The organism is Paenibacillus sp. NMA1017 (assembly GCF_058895805.1).
Map to the genome: position 1 here is coordinate 23647 of NZ_JBZXYR010000011.1, position 19390 is coordinate 43036.

The following is a 19390-nucleotide window of genomic DNA, read 5'->3' on the forward strand; positions in this document are numbered from 1 at the left end:
TTCATAATTATACAGACATGGTATTGAAGGAAGGATGGATAAAAGTGACCGACTTGTTTACTCCTTATCAATTAAAGGGGCTTTCTTTAAAAAATCGGATTGTCATGCCCCCGATGTGCCAATACAGTGTGGAGGCCGAGGACGGAAATCCGACGGATTGGCATCATGTCCATTATGTGAGCCGAGCAGTAGGAGGTACTGGACTTATTATTGTGGAAATGACAGCGGTTCATCCTAATGGACGTATTACGGATCGTGATTTAGGTATTTGGAGTGACGAACATATTCCTGCATATCGTAAGATTGTAGAGGAAGTACACAAGTATGGTGCCAAAATTGGCATTCAACTAGGCCACGCTGGACGCAAGGCTGAAGATGCTGAACAACCTGTGGGTCCGTCCTCAATTCCTTTTAGTGAACGCTTTAAAAAGCCGCACGCCTTAAAGACAGCTGAAGTCAGGGAACTGGTTCAGGCATACAAAGAAGGTGCGCGCCGCGCGGTGGAAGCCGGTTTTGATACGGTTGAGATACATGGCGCTCACGGCTATCTGATCCATCAATTCCATTCGCCTTTAACAAATACCAGAGAAGATGAATATGGGCAGGATTTGTCACTGTTCGGTGTTGAAGTCATACATGCTGTTAAAGAGGTTCTTCCTGCTGATATGCCTGTGCTTATGCGGATATCTGCCAAAGAATACGTCGAGGATGGATATAATGTGGAATACATAACAGGCGTAGGGGAACGATATCGTGATGCGGGCGTGGACATTTTCCATATCTCTTCTGGTGGTGAGGGTCCGATTGGCTCTGGCGGAGGCCCGTCTGCGCGTGCCGGCTACCAGGTGGACTTGGCTCATACCATTCGTGAAAAGCTGAACGTACCTGTAATTGCTGTTGGCTTACTGGATGATTATGAGGACGCCCGTCGGGTTGTTCAGCAGAAAGAAGCTGATCTGGTAGCAATAGGCCGTGCCATGCTGCGTGATCCCTATTGGGCGTTGCACGCATCGCGGGAGCTAAAAGTACAGGCCGACATCCCAGAGCCTTACTTGCGCGGCTTTTAGATATTTTTGAAACCCTCTTTGCAAAGCTTGCGTAAACATGTGTACAGAGCTTAAAATTTAAGCATTCAACTCTAGGAGGAACTTCACATGTCTATTTTCAAACGATTAAGAGATCTTACAATGTCCAACATTAACGCCATTATCGACAAGGCAGAAGATCCAATTAAAATGACGGATCAATACATTCGTGATATGCAAGAGGACCTGGAAGATGCAGAGAAAGCGGTAGCCGCTCAAATTGCTATTGAAAAGAGGTTCAAACAGCAATACGAAGAACAGGCTGCTTTGGTAAAGAAACGCGAAGAACAGGCACATACCGCTGCAAAAGCACAAAATGTAGATCTGGCTCGTCGCGCGCTGGAAGAAAAGAAATCTGCTGAACAAAAAATGATCGAGTTCAAAGCTGGTTACGAACAGAACAAAGCTGCAGCCGATAACCTGCGTGGCAAGCTGGATGAAATGCGCAGACAGCTGACAGAAATGAAAAACAAGCGCGAGACACTGGTTGCCCGTTATAACGCAGCTAAAGCGCAAACTGAAATTAACAAAGCTATGAACGGTTTTAGCTCTGATACGGCAACTGCCGGATTGAAGCGTATGGAAGAAAAAATGCTGCAAGCAGAAGCACGTGCCGAAGCGAGCAACGAAATGTCATCTAAGGAAAAATCGTTGGATGAGGAGTTCAAAGAGCTGGATAAGAAAAGCGCCGTGGACGATGAGCTTGCCGCTTTGTTGAAGCAATACGAAAATAAATAAGAACATTTAAGCAGTGCCGCCAAGTGTGATTGCTCAGGAAGCGAAGGAGAAACGTTTTCTCCTTCGCTTTTCCCTGCCCGCAGGCGTCAAACATTATATGAAGGTCAAGAAGATGTGGAGGATGGTATGAAATGCATTTTTTAGAAACGATGAAAGCAATGCTTGTATGGACTGGTGCGGGAGCTATTTTGATCTTCGCATTAATGTATGTCGACTCTTTATTTACGAAGTATAAGGATTTTGCCGAAGTGAAAGCTGGAAATATGGCCGTAACGGTACGAATGATTATGAAGCTGGTTGCACAAGGCTATATTTTGTCAGGCTCTATCGCTACAGCTAATAATTTGCTCGAAGCGCTTGTGTATTCTGTGATCGCCTTTGTCATCCTGCTTGTTTTGGAAGTTATTGTACGTCTGCTGTTGCGGTACTGGGCCCAGTTTGATCTGGATAAAGGTACACAGGAAGGTAAAATTGGTTTCGGTCTGTTTTCAGGAGCGCTGCATCTGGTTGGCGCCTTGATCATTACAGCATGCTTCTAGGCTAAGGAAAGGCAGGAATATAACCATGGGTGTGTGGAAACGAATTTCAAATCTATTTGCTAAGCCGGAGCCGCCAAAAGCAGAGAAAAGCATGCTTCACTTAAATCCAGGTGATATCTGTGAAGTGTCGCTTGTCACCTATGAAGTGGTAGGTCGTGTACATAATCGTGCCCGGAATGCCGTTGTTTTGACGCTCCAGGATGGTAATCAAGTCAGTTATCTTCATATTGAGGAACGGGAAACACTGCAATTCGGACTATATCAAGCCATCGACGGCAGACTTGACAATCCCGAGGAAGTGCCGACTATTTTAGAGCTGGATGATACAACGTATCACTTGGAGGAGCAGTATTCTGGACATGTTACTGTCATGGGCCGTGCTCCTTTCCGACAGGGTGGAGAGCAGCATGTTTGGCAGTACCAGTCTGATAATTACCATCTGTTGCGGGTAGAGTGGCAGGACGGTCGCTTTATGCTTTATGAAGGAGAAGAAGTGATTACCGGAGACGTCAAGGTTATTCGGGCAAGCTAGGAGAGGGTTACACATGAGCAAACGCACCTGGCAGTATGCATTAAAGGTCTTTGTGGCGCTGAGCTTGTTCGTATCCGTGTTAAGCGGCTGCGGCGCGCCAAGTGTAAAGGATACGTATCCGCTGGAATCGGTTAGTGGCAGCGGAAATTCAACCTCGTATGTATACCGGGCAGCTGGCAAGACAGTCCCGGAAGTAGCGGAGGAATTGAAAGAACAGCGTACACCGGAACAAATGTCACCGCAGAGCAATGAGCGGATGTTTCTGGTATATAGCGATGAGTGGTACCATTTGCAGCAAGATCCAGCTAAGAAGGAAGATACACTCATTGAAATTGACAGTAAAAAGTATGTCGAACAAAATTACAGTTCAAGCTTTCTAAAAGGATATTTAACTGCAACTGTGCTGGATGCTCTGTTTGATTCGTTGCGTGGTTCAGGCTCCTATCGGGGCTACTCCAGCAGAGATGTATACCGACCTTCTCAGGGCCAATATCGTGCTCCTACAGTGCAGGAGAAAAAGGCGATTCCGCCGATTACGGTGGAGCGGAAAGGTTCGGTTACCCGTAGAGGAAAGAATTCGGATTCCAGCGTTGGATCAAGCGGAAGTTTGTTCGACAGAGGGTCCAGCAGTTCACCGAGCAGAGGCTCGATTTCACGTGACCGGAGCGACAGCGGCGGTTCCAGCATATTTGATTCGCCGCGTAAATCTTATAGTAAGCCCAAAACACGTAGCGGTTCAGGTAAAATCAGCCGACGAAGTCGACGATGATGGGTATCGTCAATTTATTTGAAAACAAAAGATTCGCGGAACTGTGGTACTGATGCACAGTTCCTTTTTTATTTATAGAGGTAATATGGTGATTATCGAGCGCTACCTTACCATAGACCAATTCATCATCACACTGAACTTACACTTTATGGATATAATAATGTAGAGATAATCAAAACTCTGTTTGATTGAAAGGATTGAAAATTAAATGGTACTATCTATTTCTTGGCCAGATCTTTCACAAAGACCATTTAATCTAGTGGTGGAACGGAAAATGGAGTGTTCTCCGAATGTTCTGTATCAGGCGTGGACGAAGCAGTTTGACAGTTGGTTTGCAGCCCCAGGATCAGTATTAATGGAGGCCGAAGTGAACACGACCTTCTTTTTCGAAACGCATTTTGAAGGGAAGCGTCATCCACATTACGGAAGATTTCTAAGACTTGAGCAAAACCGACTTATCGAGCTGACTTGGATTACTGGCGAAGGCGGCACCAAGGGAGCTGAAACAGTTCTCACTGTTGAGCTTAAACCTCGCGGTAATGGCACGCATCTTTACTTAACGCATGCAGGTTTTCCAGACGAGAATTCAAGAAACCAACATGAGCAGGCTTGGCCGCTTGTACTTGAACAGCTCGACAAAAGGATGCTGCCAGATAGATAATTCAGAAGGTTACAGACTAGAGGTGCAAAAGAGGACGATTTTAAAATCGTTCTTTTTATATTTTTTGATGACAAAAATAAATATTTACCTTACATAAAAACAAATATTACCAGTTTACTAGATTATTTCATTGCCACATCTATTAGTAAAATATACAATTACAACAGGCGAAATAAGAGGATGGTGTATCTGTGTTATCTGCTTTTTTATATATATTACTTGGTGTATTCGATGCTTTGGCCGCTGTTATGTTGGTCTTAAAGCTTTATATGCTTCCCGTGAGGGAATATCGCAGAAAAATTTTATTTTATGCAATTGGCATAGCTTTGTTTTCCTTCCTAATGAGGGAAGTTATAGGCTTGCCTAAATTAGATTTGCCGCTTCAGTATTTGTTAATGGTTATCTTTTTTAGATTCGGTTTAGGGATCAAAACCCATCTAGCAGCTTTTTCTGCTGGTTCTGGTCTAACGGCCTACATAAACCTACAACTTTTTGTATTTCTGTTTGCGAATTTTTTCGGAGTAGCAGAACCAGGTGCTATTAATGATACTTCTGGCTCTTCTATTTACGTTATTCAGTTATCATCTATTATTATTGCGTGCTTTATTTCTTATATAATGGGAAGATATAACTTTGGTTTTTCGTTTATAATTCAGCCTCCACATGATTTTTTAAGAGCTGAAAATTACTTATCATCCCTAAATAAAATGTTGATTCTAGGTGCTCTAATATCAGCTGTCACCATTTTTATTACTTTGTATATGCTCTATAGCTCAAATACCATAGGATTACTATCCATTTCATTGCTTACTTTCGGCTTGTCGTATTTCTTTTCAGAGAGAGGAGATTATGAGGATGCTAGAAGCGCTATCAAGGTACATCGCAACGGAAATAAAAAAAGCTGATCCTGAGGGTCCAACAAGTGTAGAAGTAATGGAGTATGCGCTTGGTATAAAAATTACCGAAGCATCGTCGATACTAATGGTTGCGGTTATCGCTTGGATGACCGGGCATTTTTTGGAGTCGTTATTGGTTCTTGTTACTATCATGTTTGTAAGAAGATTTTCAGGAGGAGCACACTTCAGTAATCTTACATTTTGTGTCTGTTTTACAACGGCAATATGTGTAACTATACCTCTCGTCTCTTTAAATTTATCAACGATTTTGATTATTAATGCTTGTTCAGTATTAGTGTTCTTAGTTTATGCACCCAATCATTTTATTTATATTCATAAGACCAATAACCACAAATATTATAAAACGGTATGTGTTTTGATTTGTGCGGTGAATTTTTTTGTACAATCCCACATTATATGCTTATCTTTAGCTATTCAAGCATTCAGTATTCTTCCTTTATGGAAAGGAGGTGAACGAAAATGGATAAGAAATTGGCGAGAGCTTTAAATTTAAGACTGGGAAAGTACGCTAACGAATCTACCAAAAGCGAAAAAACAGTATTTGGCGCTAAACCGATACCGGCAGAGCTCATGAAAAAAGAAAAGAACTGATTATGTACCGCGTTACTCTAGACATTGTTCTTATACGATCGGGCTAACCGCATAGGCTTGTAAGCTTTTCAGCTGTGAGATCGAGTCTAACGCATTTGAAGGCCTGGTACGATTCGAAGCTTCACTTGCTCTATTTCTCATAATAAGCTTGAAGCACTTAAAAAGTTATGGAAATGACCCGTGGAATTCACGGGTTATTTTTATTGCCAACATGCTTATATAGTAAGCCCAAAACATGCAGCAGCACGGGGAAAAACAGCCGAGTTTGACGTTCTAAATACCGCCCCGATTTGCCAGATAACGGTTTTAGCGTTATAACAGAAAGAGGGCATTTTAGAAGAACGGAGTGAGATTATGAATCATACATCATTAAATGCAGAAAAATTTCAGCGTAAAGCAGTTCAGGTGGAAGAGGCACAAAGCAGGATAGCTAGCCATGTTAAACAGGGTGAAAGGGAAGACGTAGAGTTGGAGCAGGCGCATGGACGTTATTTGGCAATGGATTTGACCGCACCACACCCGTATCCCCGTTTTCGTCGCTCAGGTATGGACGGTTATGCGATCCTTGGCTCGGACATCGAAATGTGCTCGTCCGGTCAGGAAATCTGGCTACATGTGATTGATGAAATTCCATGTGGCACCGTATCGGACAAGCAGGTGGAGTCTGGAATGGCTGCCCGCATCATGACAGGAGCACAATTACCTGAAGGGGCGGACACGGTTGTCATGCTGGAAGCGACACAGCTGCGTGAGGAAGATGGACAGACATATGTCGGCTTGAAGAAGCGTATAGAAGTTGGCAAAAATGTGACACAGATTGGTCATGAGATTCAGGAAGGTCAGCTTTTGCTTAGTAAGGGAACCTGCCTGGGAGCGGGGCACATCTCGGTTCTGGCTACTTTTGGAGTACATCGGGTACCTGTTTACAGGAAGCCAAGGGTGGCCGTTTTTTCTACAGGATCGGAATTACTTGCAGTGGATGAGCCGTTACAACCGGGGAAAATTCGAAATAGTAATACATATATGCTGGCTTCTCAAATTAGAGAGGCAGGAGGAGAGCCGTTCATTTTACAAGCCATTCATGATGATTTGAGCCTTGCCCGTACCTCTGTACGTGAAGCGATAGCTGCCTATGATATCGTGGTTACGAGTGGAGGAGTATCGGTGGGGGATTTTGATATTATGGGTGACCTGGTACGACAGGAAGAGGTGAATATGCTGTTCAACAAGGTTACGATGCGTCCAGGAAGTGTGACCACAGCCGCAGTGATTGACGGCAAGCTGTTATTTGCGCTTTCAGGCAACCCGGGTGCGTGCTTTGTAGGTTGTGAGCTGTTTGTACGGCCGACGATCCAAATGATGTTATCTTCGGCACATCCATATTTACAAACCTGGACGGCGAAGTTAGGCGCAGATTATACGAAGGTAAACAACTATACACGCTTTGTACGCAGCTCTTTGGAGGTACGTGGTGGGCACGTATACGCGATTCCTGCGCGAGCAGATGAATCCAGTGTCATGGTGACCATTAAGGACAGCGACTGTCTGATCGTGATTCCTCCCACAACAGAAGGATTACACGAAGGTGAAGAGGTGCGTGTACTGGTGTTACAAGGTGGACAGGTGACGTGAATACGAAACATCCATTTGTATGTCAAATCGTCGGATTCAAAAATACGGGAAAAACGACCTTTCTCGGAGGATTGATTCGTTATGTGAAGAAGTCAGGTCTACGCGTAGCGGTGATTAAGCATGATGGACATGAATTTGAAATGGATCATGAGGGTACAGATACGTACAAGCACCGACAGGCGGGTGCTGAAGGCGTAGCTATTGTTTCGGCTGGAAGAACAGCCATTTTAGAGGAGAATAGTCAGCCTGTCACCGGACTGATCCGGCATTTTCAGGCTTATGATTGTGTGTTGCTGGAAGGCTTCAAGCAGGAGGATTATCCGAAGCTGGTCATGGTGCGGGAACAATCGGATGCTCAGCTTACCGATAAGCTGACAAATGTACAGGGAATAGCGGTTTGGGAGCATCAAATGGATTGGGCTCAAAGTCACTACTCAGATGAAATGATACAGATATTTCCTGCCGAGGCCAACGGACCCGCAGGCCGCTGGCTATTCGAACAGATTCAAAAGCAGATAGAAGGAATGAGGAATGAGCAGGGGTGAGACATCAATCGGCTGAGTCGGTTAGAGTCTCTACCCGCCGTTCGATCGCCTGAGACATGGTTTTGTCAGTCAGGTGAGCATACACTTCTGTTGTTTCTGTCGAAGCGTGCCCCAGCTGTTCCTTTGTTTTGTAAATATCATTTTGTAAATAATAATCAGTAGCAAAGGAATGACGAAGCTTATGCACGGTAAGGTAAGGCTTGCCGAACCGTTTGGCGTACTTGATGATCATAGCCTGAATCGCTCTTTTGGTCATTCGTTTGCCTTCTTTACTGCCGTTAGGACGTGTGACAAAGAGAGCCTTTTCTTTTTTTGGAGCGCGGTAACGGGTATGCCTCAGGGACAAATAAAGTACGAGATCATCTTTGGATTGCTCGCGGAAATACACCGGCGTTTTAAAGGTTTCGTCGTTATTGCCTTTGCGGTACACATATAATAATTTATTGTTTATGTCTAAATCATCCAGATTCAGATTGACGATTTCAGATACGCGCAGGCCTGAGTTCAAAATGAGGCTGGCGATGCAAGCATCCCGTTCCTTATTTAGTTCATAGGAGTATAACGCCTGCTTGTTATCGGCCAAATCCTGGCCATAGCCTTCATAAATATAACCGATGAATTCAAGCAGTTCTTCCTCTTCCAGTATTTTACCTTTGAGCTTGGCCGCCGTATCCTTGGGTTTATGTATACGCTTGATTTCGACCTTGGCCATAATGTTGCGTTTGAGCAATGGATAAAAATTTTCATCCTCAGCGATCTGACTTAAATAATGAAAAAGCGAACGAAGAGACGATAGCTTACGTGAAATGGTTATACGGGAGTTAGAGCCTTCGCGCTTAGTAGACAGGAATAATCGAAAGCCTGTAATACTGTCCATATGAAGTGTCTCCAACTCTTCAAGTGTAACTTGGGCATTCGTTTCTCCGGTAGACAAGCCTTCCGAGCGAAGCCATGAAAAGAAAGCTTCATAATCCCGCACATATTCTAGTAGTGTGGAAGGGGACAGGTCGGGCAGCTTATAATCCATAAATTGCTGTACATACCATGGTAATCCCGGCATTTTTTCATCTAATTTGCGCCGGTCGATGATCTTTTGTATATTCATTGGGTTCCACCTCGTCCGGTCATAATATATATGTATTTTAGCATATTTTGAACAGCACTGGATGGGATGTAATTCGAAGTTAAAGAACAGATTGAACCGCCAAGAGAGGTGAAAGTATGGGGTATAATATCAAATCGGAACTGAAGCTGTCTATTAAGAGTGTACCGGAGTCGCAAAAGGACATTATTGTACAGCTCATGCAATTTTATTTATATGATTTTACAGCCTATCTTCGAATTGATGTCACTGAGAAGGGGACATTCCCGGCTTATCCAGACTTGTATCAATATTGGACGAGCGGTGAACAGAAGCTGCCTTTTCTGATTTGGAGACAGGATATTCCTGTGGGCTTTGCACTCGTTGACCGAATGTCCAGCAATCGAGAAGCTGACTACTACATGGCTGAGTTCTTTGTACTTCGTCCTTATCGGCATAATGGGGTTGGGACTTGGGCGGCTCATGAGCTATTTGGACGTTTTAACGGACGTTGGAAGGTGACCCAAATGAGCACAAATAGGCCGGCACAATCTTTTTGGCGTAAGGTGATTGGAAGCTATACGAAAGGTGAGTACAGGGAACAGACACATCCGGTAAGAGGGAATATAAGTCAGTTTTTCAATACCTGAAAAATTCGAAATAGAAAGTCAGTAATGAAAAAGAGTCGGGGAGAGTATCCTATCGGCTCTTTTTTGTTGTCAATTCAAGTCTTCTATGATAAGAGAGCTACGTTCTACAGGCCGTTCATGGTAAGATAAGGATAGAAATGTATAAATTCAATAGGAAAAGAGGGTATTATGCTAGAAAAATGGGTTCAGGAATTAAAAGATGGTGAACAAGAGCTGATTGCGTGGAGAAGACATCTACATCAGCATCCCGAGCTTTCTTTTGAAGAAACGAATACGTCTGCTTTTATCGCCGATCAATTGCGCTCTTTTGGCATTGAGGTAAGAACGAATGTGGGTGGAAACGGTGTGCTCGGGTTTTTAGAAGGCAGTCAGCCAGGTAGAACGATTGCGTTTCGTGCTGATTTTGATGCGCTTCCCATTCAGGATGAAAAAGATGTGCCTTATAAATCGACTGTTCCGGGTGTTATGCATGCCTGTGGACATGATGGTCACACGGCCGCTTTACTTGGAGTGGCACGCGTGTTGAGCCATAACCGTGAGGCGCTGAAGGGAAAGCTTGTGTTTATTTTTCAACATGCGGAAGAAAAACCGCCTGGCGGTGCCAAGTTTATGATTGAGGATGGCTGTCTGGATGGGGTGGAGGCGGTATATGGTATTCACCTTGCATCTGAAATTCCGCTTGGTAAAATTGGATTAAAGAGTGGGCCAGCCATGGCGGCTGTCGACGCGTTTACGATCCAGATCAACGGTAAAGGCGGGCATGGCGCACGACCGCATCAGACGGTGGACTCTATTGTTATCGGCAGTCAAATTGTGAACGGGTTGCAGCAGGTGGTTAGTCGCAGGGTGGACCCTATTGAATCAGCAGTGTTAACGATTGGGGTATTTCAAGCTGGAACTGCTTTTAATGTGATTGCGGATAAGGCCAAAATTGAAGGCACCGTACGTACGTTTAATAAGGAAGTGCGTAAGGAAGTCGAGAATGAAATTCGCAGTATTGTCAAGGGGTTGACTGAAGCTTATCATGCCGGATACGAAATTAACTATCTGAATGGCTATCCTTCTTTGGTGAATGCCGAAGCCGAAACGGAACGTGTACGCGAGCTCATCGGCAGACTATATGGAGCAGACGCTTTTTTGGATTTGAAGCCGGTCATGGGAGCAGAGGATTTTGCTTATTATTTGGAGCAACGACCGGGAGCCTTCATTCATGTGGGCGCACGCAATGAGGATGAACGAACGCATTTTGCTCATCACCATCCTCACTTTGATTTTGATGAGCGAGCATTGCTCGTCTCAGGACATATTTTTTTAGCTCTGGCGCTTGAATACTTGCAATAATATGCATATGTTTATGACTGACGACAGTATTAACGGAAGCAACTGAAGCTGGAACCGCGCTTAGCGCGGTTTTTTTGTTGTAAATCCAAGTATTTTGACACCCATAAAGAATGAAAACAAAGTAATTAATTCACTATATGAAAAATTCATAATAGTAATAAATAAAAGGTGTTAACTCTGAAGGAAGTCCAAACCTCATATTATAAGCTGCGGAGTAGAAGATTATATTGCATTATCTTGATTTTTCGCACAAGGAAATGAGAAAAAGATGACGAATCTATTGAGCAAGACATCAATGTAAGCGCTAACAAGACTAGTGCTGCACCGTATTTATTGATTGAATGGGGGTGAGCCTGAGAAAACATTTGTCAGATTTGTGAGAAGCAACGATAACGATAGGAACGAATTCAGAATCTGCTGATTACTTTTTATCTCAAAATGACTCGCATATTCAAATGATAATGAAGAAGGAGGTTGAATTCATTGACTAAGGCAAAAAACAGGTTGAGAATTGCTTGTTTGGCGCTTGTGGTAGCGGGTGCTTCCTGGACAGGAATGATAGCGCCGGCTCATGCTGCTACAAGTGACGATTACAGTTGGAAAAGTGTCGTTACGGGTGGAGGTGGTGGTTTTGTACCTGGCATTATTTTTAATGAAACGGAAAAAGACCTGATCTATGCCCGTACAGATATTGGAGGAGCTTACCGCTGGAATGCTGCCAATGAGAGTTGGATTCCGCTGACGGATTCTGTGGGCTGGGAGGATTGGAACAAAAATGGTGTCGATGCACTAGCGACTGATCCTATTGATCCGAATCGTGTATATATAGCTACAGGCACGTATACTAATTCATGGGATAAAGAAAACGGGCAGATTATGCGTTCCACCGACAGGGGTAATACGTGGCAGACAACCAAGCTTCCTTTTAAGGTGGGGGGCAATATGCCGGGGCGTTCAATGGGTGAACGTCTGACAATTGATCCAAATAAGAATAATATTTTGTTCTTTGGGGCTCGAAGTGGTAATGGACTATGGAAAAGCTCTGACTTCGGAGCAACTTGGAGCAAGGTGAGCAGTTTCCCGAATGCAGGGACGTATGTACAGGACCCTTCCAATGAATATACCAGCGACATTGTCGGTTTGGCCTGGATCACCTTTGACAAAAAAACAGGCTCTTCCAGTAAAGCAACGCAGACGATCTATGTAGGTGTTGCAGATAAAAAGCAAAGTGTCTATCGCAGTACAGATGGCGGAACAACCTGGTCTGCTATAGCGGGACAGCCTACGGGCTATTTGCCACATCACGGTGTGTTATCACCGGACGGCAACCTGTATATTTCTTATAGCGATGGAGCAGGTCCATATGATGGATCAAAGGGTGAACTGTGGAAATTGAATACAGCAAGTGGGCAGTGGACTAACATTAGCCCCATTGGTAGCAGCAGCGCGGACAATCATTTTGGATATGGTGGACTGACGGTGGATGTGCAGAAGCCAGGTACACTTATGGTTGCTACGTTGAATGCCTGGTGGCCGGATGAAACGATTTACCGCAGCACGGATAGTGGAGCAACTTGGAGTCCTATTTGGGAATTTAATGGTTATCCGAATCGCAAGCTGAGATATAATCTGGATATAAGCGGTGCGCCTTGGCTGACTTTCAATGCCAACCCTGCCCCACCAGAAGCATCGCCCAAGCTGGGCTGGATGATCGGAGATCTGGAGATAGATCCATTTAATTCAGACCATATGTTGTACGGCACCGGAGCTACGATTTATGGCTCTAAAAATCTGACCAATTGGGATAAAGGCGGAAAGCTGGATATTTCAGTAGCCGCTAAAGGGGTAGAAGAAACGGCGATTTTGGATCTGGTGAGCCCTCCAACTGGCGCGCCATTGGTGAGCGCAGTAGGTGATGTCTCTGGATTCAGACATGACGATTTATTCAAGGCTCCAGCTAAAATGCTGGATAATCCGACTTTTACAAGTAGTGAAAGCATTGATTATGCCGAGCTGAATCCTTCTTTTATGGCCCGGGTAGGTAAAGCGGATTACAAAAAAGATTCAAATGCTAAATCCATCGGTTTTTCCAATGATGGCGGAGCCAACTGGTATAAAGCAAATAGCGAGCCTTCCGGTACAGCAGGAGGGGGCAGCATCGCCGTAGCGGCAGATGGTAATGGCTTGCTGTGGAGTACATCAGACAAAGGTGTGTTCTACTCCAAAACTGGCGGCAACTCATGGACAGCAAGCACAGGGATTCCAGCGAATGCAAAGATCGTCTCTGACCGAGTAAACCCTAATAAATATTACGCATTTGCCTCCGGGAAAATATATGTGAGCACCAATGGAGGCGTATCCTTTACGCCATCAGCGGTAACTGGCTTACCGACAGCAGGCAATGCTGATATTGATGCTGTACGAGGAGCAGAAGGAGATGTATGGTTCGCCGGAGGCTCCGAGGATGGAGGGCCATATGGCTTATGGCATTCCAAGGATTCCGGCGCTACGTTCACCAAGCTCTCTAATGTGCAGGAAGCGGATTTTGTAGGCTTTGGTAAGGCAGCGCCGAACCGTACGAATGCAGCGGTATTTATCGTTGGTAAAATAGATGGTACACGTGGATTTTACCGTTCGGACGATGCTGGCGCAAACTGGGCGCGCATTAATGATGACAAGCATCAATATGCTCGAGTGACCAAAATTGTTGGGGACCCTCGGGTTTATGGACGTGCTTATCTGGGAACGAATGGCCGCGGCATTCTGGTGGCAGATCGTGTGGGTGGTGATCAGCCATCTACCGGGCAAGCAAGTATTACACCAACGACTGCAACCTATGGAGTAGATAATAGCAATACCGATATTACTGTGAAGCTTAGACTTAACGGTAATACGCTAGAAGCGATCAAGCAGGGGAGCGTGGTGCTGAACAAGGGTGAAGATTATACGGTTAGTGAAGAAACGGTCGTTCTTACTAACAAGTATTTATCGAAACTTCCTAAAGGAGAGACCACGCTCAACTTCCATTTTAGTACAGGCACTGATGCGTTGTTCACGATTACGGTGAAAGGGGATACGCCAAGTGAGCCGGGAACAGGCGAGGGCGTTCTGAAGGTGCAAGCCTTCAATGGGAATGTATCCGCCACAAGCAATACAATCAGTTCCAAATTTAAAATAACCAATACGGGAACCTCATCAATCCCCCTAGCAGATGTGACATTGCGTTATTATTACACCATTAACGGGGAGAAAGCACAAAATTTCTTCACGGATTGGTCGAGCGTCGGCACAGGGAATGTGATTGCTAGCTTCAAAACATTATCCAATGCGAAACCAGGGGCAGATTATTATGCTGAAATTGGGTTTAAATCGGCTGCGGGTTCTTTAGAGCCCGGTCAAAGTGTGGAGTTGCAAACCCGGATATCCAAAGAGGACTGGAGCAGTTACACACAAACCGATGATTATTCATTTAATCCCACAGCCAACAGTTTACAAGATTTTGCTAAAATAACCGCTTACCTGTCTGGAAGCAAGCAATGGGGAATTGAGCCCTAAATCTTAATAAGGATAATCCTAAGTCAGCCACTCTAATGAGTGAGCTGGCTTTATTATTGATGACTCGGCGATTTTTCTTTCCGGGATTATTCGTTTTAGGCTCCATGTTTTTTTCGACAAACACTAATGATGGATGGAGATAAAGGAGTGAACGGTGTTTTATCCCAGTTCGAATATTGATTTTCGATACAAAAGCCGTGGCTCGTTAATAAACGCTGAAGCGTGTCATTATCAGTAAAGCGACATGCAATTCGAGAAATTGTTTTCTCCGATCCCCAATCACGGAACGTGACCCAGTGCATGATCTGGTTACTTGAATCATACGACTGTGTCCCAGATACCTTGACTTTTATTCCATCCTTATCGATAAAATTTCCCCAGATGCTTTCCTCTTGGTTGGATAAATCGGTTCCCAAGGGGTTTCGTGTTTCAAAAACAAACATCCCATTTGGCTCTAGGTGCTTGTAGACGGTTTCGAGTAAGGCTCGTTGATCCTCATCACTCAAAAATGACTGGAATGCATTTCCTGTCAAATAAATCATGGAAAAACGCTTTTCGGAATCAAATGTACGAGCATCAGCTTCAATAAAATCCACAGGCAAACCTTGAGCTTTAACCCGAGCATATTCAAGCATCGATAAAGAAATATCAACACCTGTTATATGTATCCCTGATTTTGATAAATGAATGGTTGTCAATCCTGTACCACATGCAAGTTCCAAAACCTCGCCTGGGTTCAATCTAGCAATATCAAGATAGAAATTGTATTTATTAGTCTCGTCGCCAAATTCAAGATCATAATTAATCGGGTCTCGATACTCTTCAAGATTATCGTGATCTATCAATACGAATCATCCCTTCACTACAATACAGATTTCTTTAAATCAGTCTTCATTATACCATCCATGTCCCATTTCCGCTGTACTCGACGGTTTTTCTTGCTGGGAATCACTGGAGTTGCCTCTTGCTCTTCTAAGAGTTTGAGAATCCGATTCGTGTCATAAGCCCGGTCGGCCACGACTTGTTTTTGGGTTAAATTCACCGACTTCAGCATTTCATAGCCCATGACCGAATCGTGACGTTGTCCGGCTGTCAACTCTAGGCGCAACGGATTATCCACAACGGCGTGAATTTTAGTGGTCAGTCCGTCTCGGGATCTTCCTATGGCCTGAGAAAATACTGCCCCCTTTTGCCCCGGCTCCATGCTGATGGACACGAACAATGGTCTGATCATCTTGGATTCCGTATCGTCTCTTCATACTTCTTAATTTACACGGTTTAACTTTGTTTTATAGTTTGAATACACGCCCTAATAGAGATTCAACTTAAATTATATAATTATTTCACTATATGAAAAATTCATAATAGTGAAAAAAATCTTTCTTGCATACGATCTCCACAAAACAAACAAACCACCTCTTTAAGTAGAAAAAAGAAATACCATTGGGGAACATATGTTCCTTTATCTCGAAAAAGAAACGCTCCTGTCCTTAGACAAAAAGCGTCTATAATCCATTTTTTATATTTATCATACACCTCAAACAAGATGCCGGGATGCTGAAATTAACAGTGTCATCGTAATGACATTCACAATCGTAGAAAGTAATACTGTTTGTGCGGCAAAATCGGGTTCATTTTTATATTCTTCTGCCAAAATACTTGTATTAACGCCGGTAGGCATACCCGATGCAATGAGCAATGCTTGAGCGGGAATCCCCTTAAGACCCAGCAGCAAGACGAGCATAAAACCGACCATTGGACCAGCAATCAGGCGTAGTACCATACTGATGTACACGGCTGTCCGGCGCAAACGAAAGGGATACTGCACAATTTGTGCTCCCAAAGTAAGCAGAGCCACGGCAACCATCGACTGACTAATATAATTCAAAGGTTCAGCCAGTAAATTAGGCAACGGACTATGCAGTAGATTTAGGAGCAAACCTAGCGCAAGCGCATAAGGAACAGGCATTTTAAAAAAGTTAATTAATATTTTTCGAGTGTTGGCCTTGCCGTTTTGCACAACAAAAGTACCGTATGTAAATGTGACAAAGCTTTGAAAGGTCATAATCAGAGCTTGAACGGAAATGGCCAGCGGATCACCTTTGAAAACCAACTGATTGATTGGCAGACCATAATTTCCTGAATTATCTAGCATTACACTGTTTGTAAAAGCTCCACGCATTCCGGGGCTGTATTTCAGAGATCTGGCGACGGTAGTGCTGATTACGTACAGAATAGCTATGTACAAGGCATAAAAAAGTGAAACCTCACCCATGAGCATTAAAGAAATTTCCGAGTTATATAGACCCGTAAACACAACTGCGGGGGTGATATAGTAAAAATTGATTTTAGCTAAGGTATACAAATCCAGTCGAAAATAATATTGCATGATACAACCAAAACCGATAAGTACAAAAATAGGTAAAACAACGTCCAAAAGAATGGTGCCGAACATGTCTGTTTCATCTTCTTTCTATTATGCGAATGTAAAGGCTGATTCTTAAAAATGCATGTGTAATTCTCATTATACTGTGTAAATAGGTTAGGCGTATAATAAAATTTTATAGTGGTTTTGGCAATCTGGACTGCAGCTATAGCGGTGTCTCACACATTAGATAAGAAAAGATAAAAAATTAGCTTAGAGAAGCCGTTAATTACATTTAGGGACATTTGAGCCCGGTCTTTACTATAAGGAGGAATCGCATCATGAGAAACACTTGGACAGCTTTACTAGCGTGTATACTGGTCTTTGGATTGGCAGCGGGAACCGCTGAAGCCAAGCAGGGACGCGGAAATGTTCAGAAGAACAAACAGGAAGCAAAAACGTCTGTTAAAGACGGGAATGAAAAGAGCGGGGAAGAGCTAATCAATCCCCATGAATCAGACAATGATCAGTCCAAAAAACAAGAGGACAAAGCAACCGGGAAAAAGGATGAAAACAGTAAAAAAGACAAACACGCAGAAATCAGAAAAACCGAACCTGTTGCAGTAACGGATGATACATACGAGGAGTCCAAAGACCATAATGGTCACAAGGGACGCAACGGTTACAAGGGTCTGCTTCACGCGGTAGAAAATACAAAGGATAAGCCGGCAGGAGCGGTTATTGCAAATCTGCTGCTTACGAAATACCCGGACCGTTTGACTCCGGAGCAGGTTACTGAACTTGAATTGATCCGGAATTCTGGTAAAGCACTGACTGAGGCAGCTGAGTTACTGGCTGAAAACGGAAATGTGACAGATGCCGTTTACATGCAGGAGGAGGCAATACTGGCTAATGTGTCCAATTTGGACAGCTACAAAAAGTTGGGTGAATTCTCGAAGAAGGCCGGACGGCCGTCGGGTATGAAGCTGTTCGTGAATGGTGAAGAATTCAATGCCAAACCGATTAACCGCAATGGGACCACACTTGTTCCGTTTAGAATAGCTTCCGAAGCTTTGGATGCAAAGGTTTCCTGGGATCCGAAAGAAAAGGCTGTTACTGTCACCCGTAACGGCGTGTCCGTCAAATTATTTGTTAACAGTCCCAAAGCATATATTAACGGTCAGCCGTATTCTATCGAGCAGCCAGCATCCATAGTGGATGGGACGACAATGGTACCTGTAAGGGTAATCGGAGAGGCCTTGGGGACAAATGTTAAATGGGAGCCTGAGAGCCAGTCCGTTGTTGTATACGAGCAGTCAACAACAACACCTGCATCAACATTATAACGTGCTGTAAACTAAATTTTGTAAACAAAAGGGCCCCTGACTAATTGTCAGGCCTTTTTGTTTTATCTTGCAATGAATGATTTTGTATTCTTTTTAATGGTGAGTAGATAGATAGCCTTCATGATACTACCAGGCTATTCGCATTATGTGTTGGTCATGTGTACAATTAAATAGAGAATACTGAGAAAAGGGAGTGTCATAGATGGATTTAGGATTAACGGGAAAAACAGCTTTTGTTACAGGTTCCAGTAAAGGACTCGGCAAGGCAAGCGCACGGGAGCTGGCAAGGGAGGGTGCAAATGTCGTCATTTCAGGACGGAACGAAGCAGAGCTTCAGCGGACCCAGGCGGAATTACTGGAAACAGCGAGTGGCCGCGTTGAATATGTAGTTTGCGATGTAACAAAACCAGAACATATCTCCCAGGCCATCCGCCGGACAGCAGATTTGTTTGGCACCGTGGATATCTTGGTTAACAATGCGGGTGGGCCTCCTGCCGGTACCTTTGATGATTTTACAGATGAAGTGTGGATACAGGCCTTTGAACAAAATTTACTTAGTCATATCCGGTTGATCCGTGAGGTGTTACCATATATGAAAAAACAACAAAGCGGTAGGATTTTAAATATTGCTTCTTCTTCAGTTAAGCAACCAATTCCGGGGCTAATCATTTCAAATACGCTACGTACTGGAGTTGCTGGATTGGCAAAAACATTGTCTCTGGAATTAGCTCCTCATAATATTCTGGTACATACTGTAGCACCAGGGAGAATTGCAACTGATCGCGTGCGTAGCTTGGACGAGCATCGAGCTGAGAAAACTCAGCAAACGACGGATCAGATTCGCAAACAAGCAGAAGAGGGCATTCCATTGGGACGGTATGGAGAGCCTGAAGAGTTTGGTAAAGTTGTTGCTTTTCTGGCGTCTTCCGCTTCATCCTATTTGACAGGGAGCACCATCCTTGTGGATGGCGGAATGATTAAATCGTTATAAAATAAAGAAGCGTGCCAGCCTCAGGTTTAATGGGGTGCTAGCACGCTTTTGT

20 protein-coding genes are annotated in these 19390 nt (G+C 44.0%); 16 read left to right on the forward strand and 4 right to left on the reverse strand.

Features of this window, described 5'->3' with window-relative positions; translation table 11 throughout:
* Positions 1 to 44: 44 nt before the first annotated feature.
* From AC5ELV_RS21375 to mobB, 11 genes are all read left to right on the forward strand, one after another.
* The gene (locus AC5ELV_RS21375; RefSeq protein WP_493431777.1) at positions 45 to 1067 is read left to right on the forward strand and encodes an NADH:flavin oxidoreductase/NADH oxidase; all 1023 of its coding nucleotides are present in this window, start codon (positions 45 to 47) and stop codon (positions 1065 to 1067) included.
* Between the two features lie 87 nt (positions 1068 to 1154).
* Positions 1155 to 1823 (forward strand): PspA/IM30 family protein, encoded by a 669-nt coding sequence (locus AC5ELV_RS21380; protein ID WP_493431778.1) that lies wholly within the window; start codon positions 1155 to 1157, stop codon positions 1821 to 1823.
* A 131-nt stretch (positions 1824 to 1954) separates the two neighbouring features.
* Positions 1955 to 2362: a DUF350 domain-containing protein gene (locus tag AC5ELV_RS21385; RefSeq protein WP_013310484.1), complete on the forward strand. Its 408-nt coding sequence runs from the start codon at positions 1955 to 1957 to the stop codon at positions 2360 to 2362.
* Between the two features lie 25 nt (positions 2363 to 2387).
* The gene (locus AC5ELV_RS21390; protein WP_493431779.1) at positions 2388 to 2894 is read left to right on the forward strand and encodes a DUF4178 domain-containing protein; all 507 of its coding nucleotides are present in this window, start codon (positions 2388 to 2390) and stop codon (positions 2892 to 2894) included.
* Positions 2895 to 2907: 13 nt separating this feature from the next.
* Positions 2908 to 3663: a DUF4247 domain-containing protein gene (locus AC5ELV_RS21395; protein WP_029517466.1), complete on the forward strand. Its 756-nt coding sequence runs from the start codon at positions 2908 to 2910 to the stop codon at positions 3661 to 3663.
* A gap of 208 nt (positions 3664 to 3871) precedes the next feature.
* A complete protein-coding gene (locus AC5ELV_RS21400; protein ID WP_493431780.1) occupies positions 3872 to 4324 on the forward strand; it encodes an SRPBCC family protein in 453 nt (150 codons plus the stop codon).
* A gap of 191 nt (positions 4325 to 4515) precedes the next feature.
* On the forward strand, positions 4516 to 5229 hold the full coding sequence (locus AC5ELV_RS21405) for a hypothetical protein (RefSeq protein WP_493431781.1): 714 nt from the start codon (positions 4516 to 4518) through the stop codon (positions 5227 to 5229).
* The gene (locus tag AC5ELV_RS21410) at positions 5180 to 5728 is read left to right on the forward strand and encodes an accessory gene regulator ArgB-like protein (protein ID WP_493431782.1); all 549 of its coding nucleotides are present in this window, start codon (positions 5180 to 5182) and stop codon (positions 5726 to 5728) included. Before AC5ELV_RS21405 ends, AC5ELV_RS21410 begins: the two co-directional genes overlap by 50 nt.
* Positions 5701 to 5832: a hypothetical protein gene (locus AC5ELV_RS21415; RefSeq protein ID WP_493431783.1), complete on the forward strand. Its 132-nt coding sequence runs from the start codon at positions 5701 to 5703 to the stop codon at positions 5830 to 5832. The genes AC5ELV_RS21410 and AC5ELV_RS21415 overlap by 28 nt, the downstream gene beginning before the upstream one ends.
* Before the next feature lie 354 nt (positions 5833 to 6186).
* Complete coding sequence (locus AC5ELV_RS21420) at positions 6187 to 7464, forward strand: molybdopterin molybdotransferase MoeA (protein WP_493431784.1); 1278 nt, start codon at positions 6187 to 6189, stop codon at positions 7462 to 7464.
* On the forward strand, positions 7461 to 8009 hold the full coding sequence (gene mobB / locus AC5ELV_RS21425) for a molybdopterin-guanine dinucleotide biosynthesis protein B (RefSeq protein ID WP_493431785.1): 549 nt from the start codon (positions 7461 to 7463) through the stop codon (positions 8007 to 8009). The genes AC5ELV_RS21420 and mobB overlap by 4 nt, the downstream gene beginning before the upstream one ends.
* A gap of 4 nt (positions 8010 to 8013) precedes the next feature.
* Here mobB and xerS read toward each other — a convergent pair whose 3' ends face one another.
* Positions 8014 to 9114, reverse strand: a complete 1101-nt coding sequence (gene xerS, locus AC5ELV_RS21430) for a tyrosine recombinase XerS (RefSeq protein ID WP_493431786.1) — start codon at positions 9112 to 9114, stop codon at positions 8014 to 8016.
* A 116-nt stretch (positions 9115 to 9230) separates the two neighbouring features.
* Here xerS and AC5ELV_RS21435 point away from each other — a divergent pair, with 116 nt between their 5' ends.
* From AC5ELV_RS21435 to AC5ELV_RS21445, 3 genes are all read left to right on the forward strand, one after another.
* Positions 9231 to 9740, forward strand: coding sequence for a GNAT family N-acetyltransferase (locus AC5ELV_RS21435; protein WP_023988942.1), 510 nt, complete (start codon positions 9231 to 9233; stop codon positions 9738 to 9740).
* 168 nt (positions 9741 to 9908) lie between these two features.
* Positions 9909 to 11081, forward strand: a complete 1173-nt coding sequence (locus AC5ELV_RS21440; protein ID WP_493431787.1) for a M20 metallopeptidase family protein — start codon at positions 9909 to 9911, stop codon at positions 11079 to 11081.
* A 483-nt stretch (positions 11082 to 11564) separates the two neighbouring features.
* The gene (locus AC5ELV_RS21445; protein ID WP_493431788.1) at positions 11565 to 14636 is read left to right on the forward strand and encodes a cellulose binding domain-containing protein; all 3072 of its coding nucleotides are present in this window, start codon (positions 11565 to 11567) and stop codon (positions 14634 to 14636) included.
* 95 nt (positions 14637 to 14731) lie between these two features.
* Here AC5ELV_RS21445 and AC5ELV_RS21450 read toward each other — a convergent pair whose 3' ends face one another.
* From AC5ELV_RS21450 to AC5ELV_RS21460, 3 genes are all read right to left on the reverse strand, one after another.
* A complete protein-coding gene (locus AC5ELV_RS21450; protein ID WP_493431789.1) occupies positions 14732 to 15481 on the reverse strand; it encodes a class I SAM-dependent DNA methyltransferase in 750 nt (249 codons plus the stop codon).
* 17 nt (positions 15482 to 15498) lie between these two features.
* Positions 15499 to 15870 carry a transposase gene (locus AC5ELV_RS21455; RefSeq protein ID WP_493431790.1) on the reverse strand — a complete coding sequence of 124 codons (372 nt, stop codon included), beginning with the start codon at positions 15868 to 15870 and terminating at the stop codon, positions 15499 to 15501.
* Between the two features lie 303 nt (positions 15871 to 16173).
* Positions 16174 to 17091 (reverse strand): AEC family transporter, encoded by a 918-nt coding sequence (locus AC5ELV_RS21460; protein WP_023988934.1) that lies wholly within the window; start codon positions 17089 to 17091, stop codon positions 16174 to 16176.
* A 251-nt stretch (positions 17092 to 17342) separates the two neighbouring features.
* On the opposite strand from AC5ELV_RS21460, the gene AC5ELV_RS21465 reads away from it, so the two are divergent.
* Both AC5ELV_RS21465 and AC5ELV_RS21470 read left to right on the forward strand, forming a co-directional pair.
* Positions 17343 to 18347, forward strand: a complete 1005-nt coding sequence (locus AC5ELV_RS21465) for a copper amine oxidase N-terminal domain-containing protein (RefSeq protein ID WP_493431791.1) — start codon at positions 17343 to 17345, stop codon at positions 18345 to 18347.
* Between the two features lie 202 nt (positions 18348 to 18549).
* Positions 18550 to 19338 (forward strand): SDR family oxidoreductase, encoded by a 789-nt coding sequence (locus tag AC5ELV_RS21470; RefSeq protein WP_493431792.1) that lies wholly within the window; start codon positions 18550 to 18552, stop codon positions 19336 to 19338.
* Positions 19339 to 19390: the final 52 nt, after the last annotated feature.

Excerpts from the sequence above, each read along its gene's own strand:
- AC5ELV_RS21380 (WP_493431778.1), top strand. The coding sequence starts at position 1,155 with ATGTCTATTTTCAAACGATTAAGAGATCTTACAATGTCCAACATTAAC.
- AC5ELV_RS21385 (WP_013310484.1), top strand. The coding sequence starts at position 1,955 with ATGCATTTTTTAGAAACGATGAAAGCAATGCTTGTATGGACTGGTGCG.
- AC5ELV_RS21390 (WP_493431779.1), top strand. The coding sequence starts at position 2,388 with ATGGGTGTGTGGAAACGAATTTCAAATCTATTTGCTAAGCCGGAGCCG.
- AC5ELV_RS21395 (WP_029517466.1), top strand. The coding sequence starts at position 2,908 with ATGAGCAAACGCACCTGGCAGTATGCATTAAAGGTCTTTGTGGCGCTG.
- AC5ELV_RS21400 (WP_493431780.1), top strand. The coding sequence starts at position 3,872 with ATGGTACTATCTATTTCTTGGCCAGATCTTTCACAAAGACCATTTAAT.
- AC5ELV_RS21410 (WP_493431782.1), top strand. The coding sequence starts at position 5,180 with ATGCTAGAAGCGCTATCAAGGTACATCGCAACGGAAATAAAAAAAGCT.
- AC5ELV_RS21415 (WP_493431783.1), top strand. The coding sequence starts at position 5,701 with ATGGATAAGAAATTGGCGAGAGCTTTAAATTTAAGACTGGGAAAGTAC.
- AC5ELV_RS21420 (WP_493431784.1), top strand. The coding sequence starts at position 6,187 with ATGAATCATACATCATTAAATGCAGAAAAATTTCAGCGTAAAGCAGTT.
- xerS (WP_493431786.1), bottom strand. The coding sequence starts at position 9,114 with ATGAATATACAAAAGATCATCGACCGGCGCAAATTAGATGAAAAAATG.
- AC5ELV_RS21435 (WP_023988942.1), top strand. The coding sequence starts at position 9,231 with ATGGGGTATAATATCAAATCGGAACTGAAGCTGTCTATTAAGAGTGTA.
- AC5ELV_RS21440 (WP_493431787.1), top strand. The coding sequence starts at position 9,909 with ATGCTAGAAAAATGGGTTCAGGAATTAAAAGATGGTGAACAAGAGCTG.
- AC5ELV_RS21455 (WP_493431790.1), bottom strand. The coding sequence starts at position 15,870 with ATGATCAGACCATTGTTCGTGTCCATCAGCATGGAGCCGGGGCAAAAG.
- AC5ELV_RS21460 (WP_023988934.1), bottom strand. The coding sequence starts at position 17,091 with ATGTTCGGCACCATTCTTTTGGACGTTGTTTTACCTATTTTTGTACTT.
- AC5ELV_RS21465 (WP_493431791.1), top strand. The coding sequence starts at position 17,343 with ATGAGAAACACTTGGACAGCTTTACTAGCGTGTATACTGGTCTTTGGA.
- AC5ELV_RS21470 (WP_493431792.1), top strand. The coding sequence starts at position 18,550 with ATGGATTTAGGATTAACGGGAAAAACAGCTTTTGTTACAGGTTCCAGT.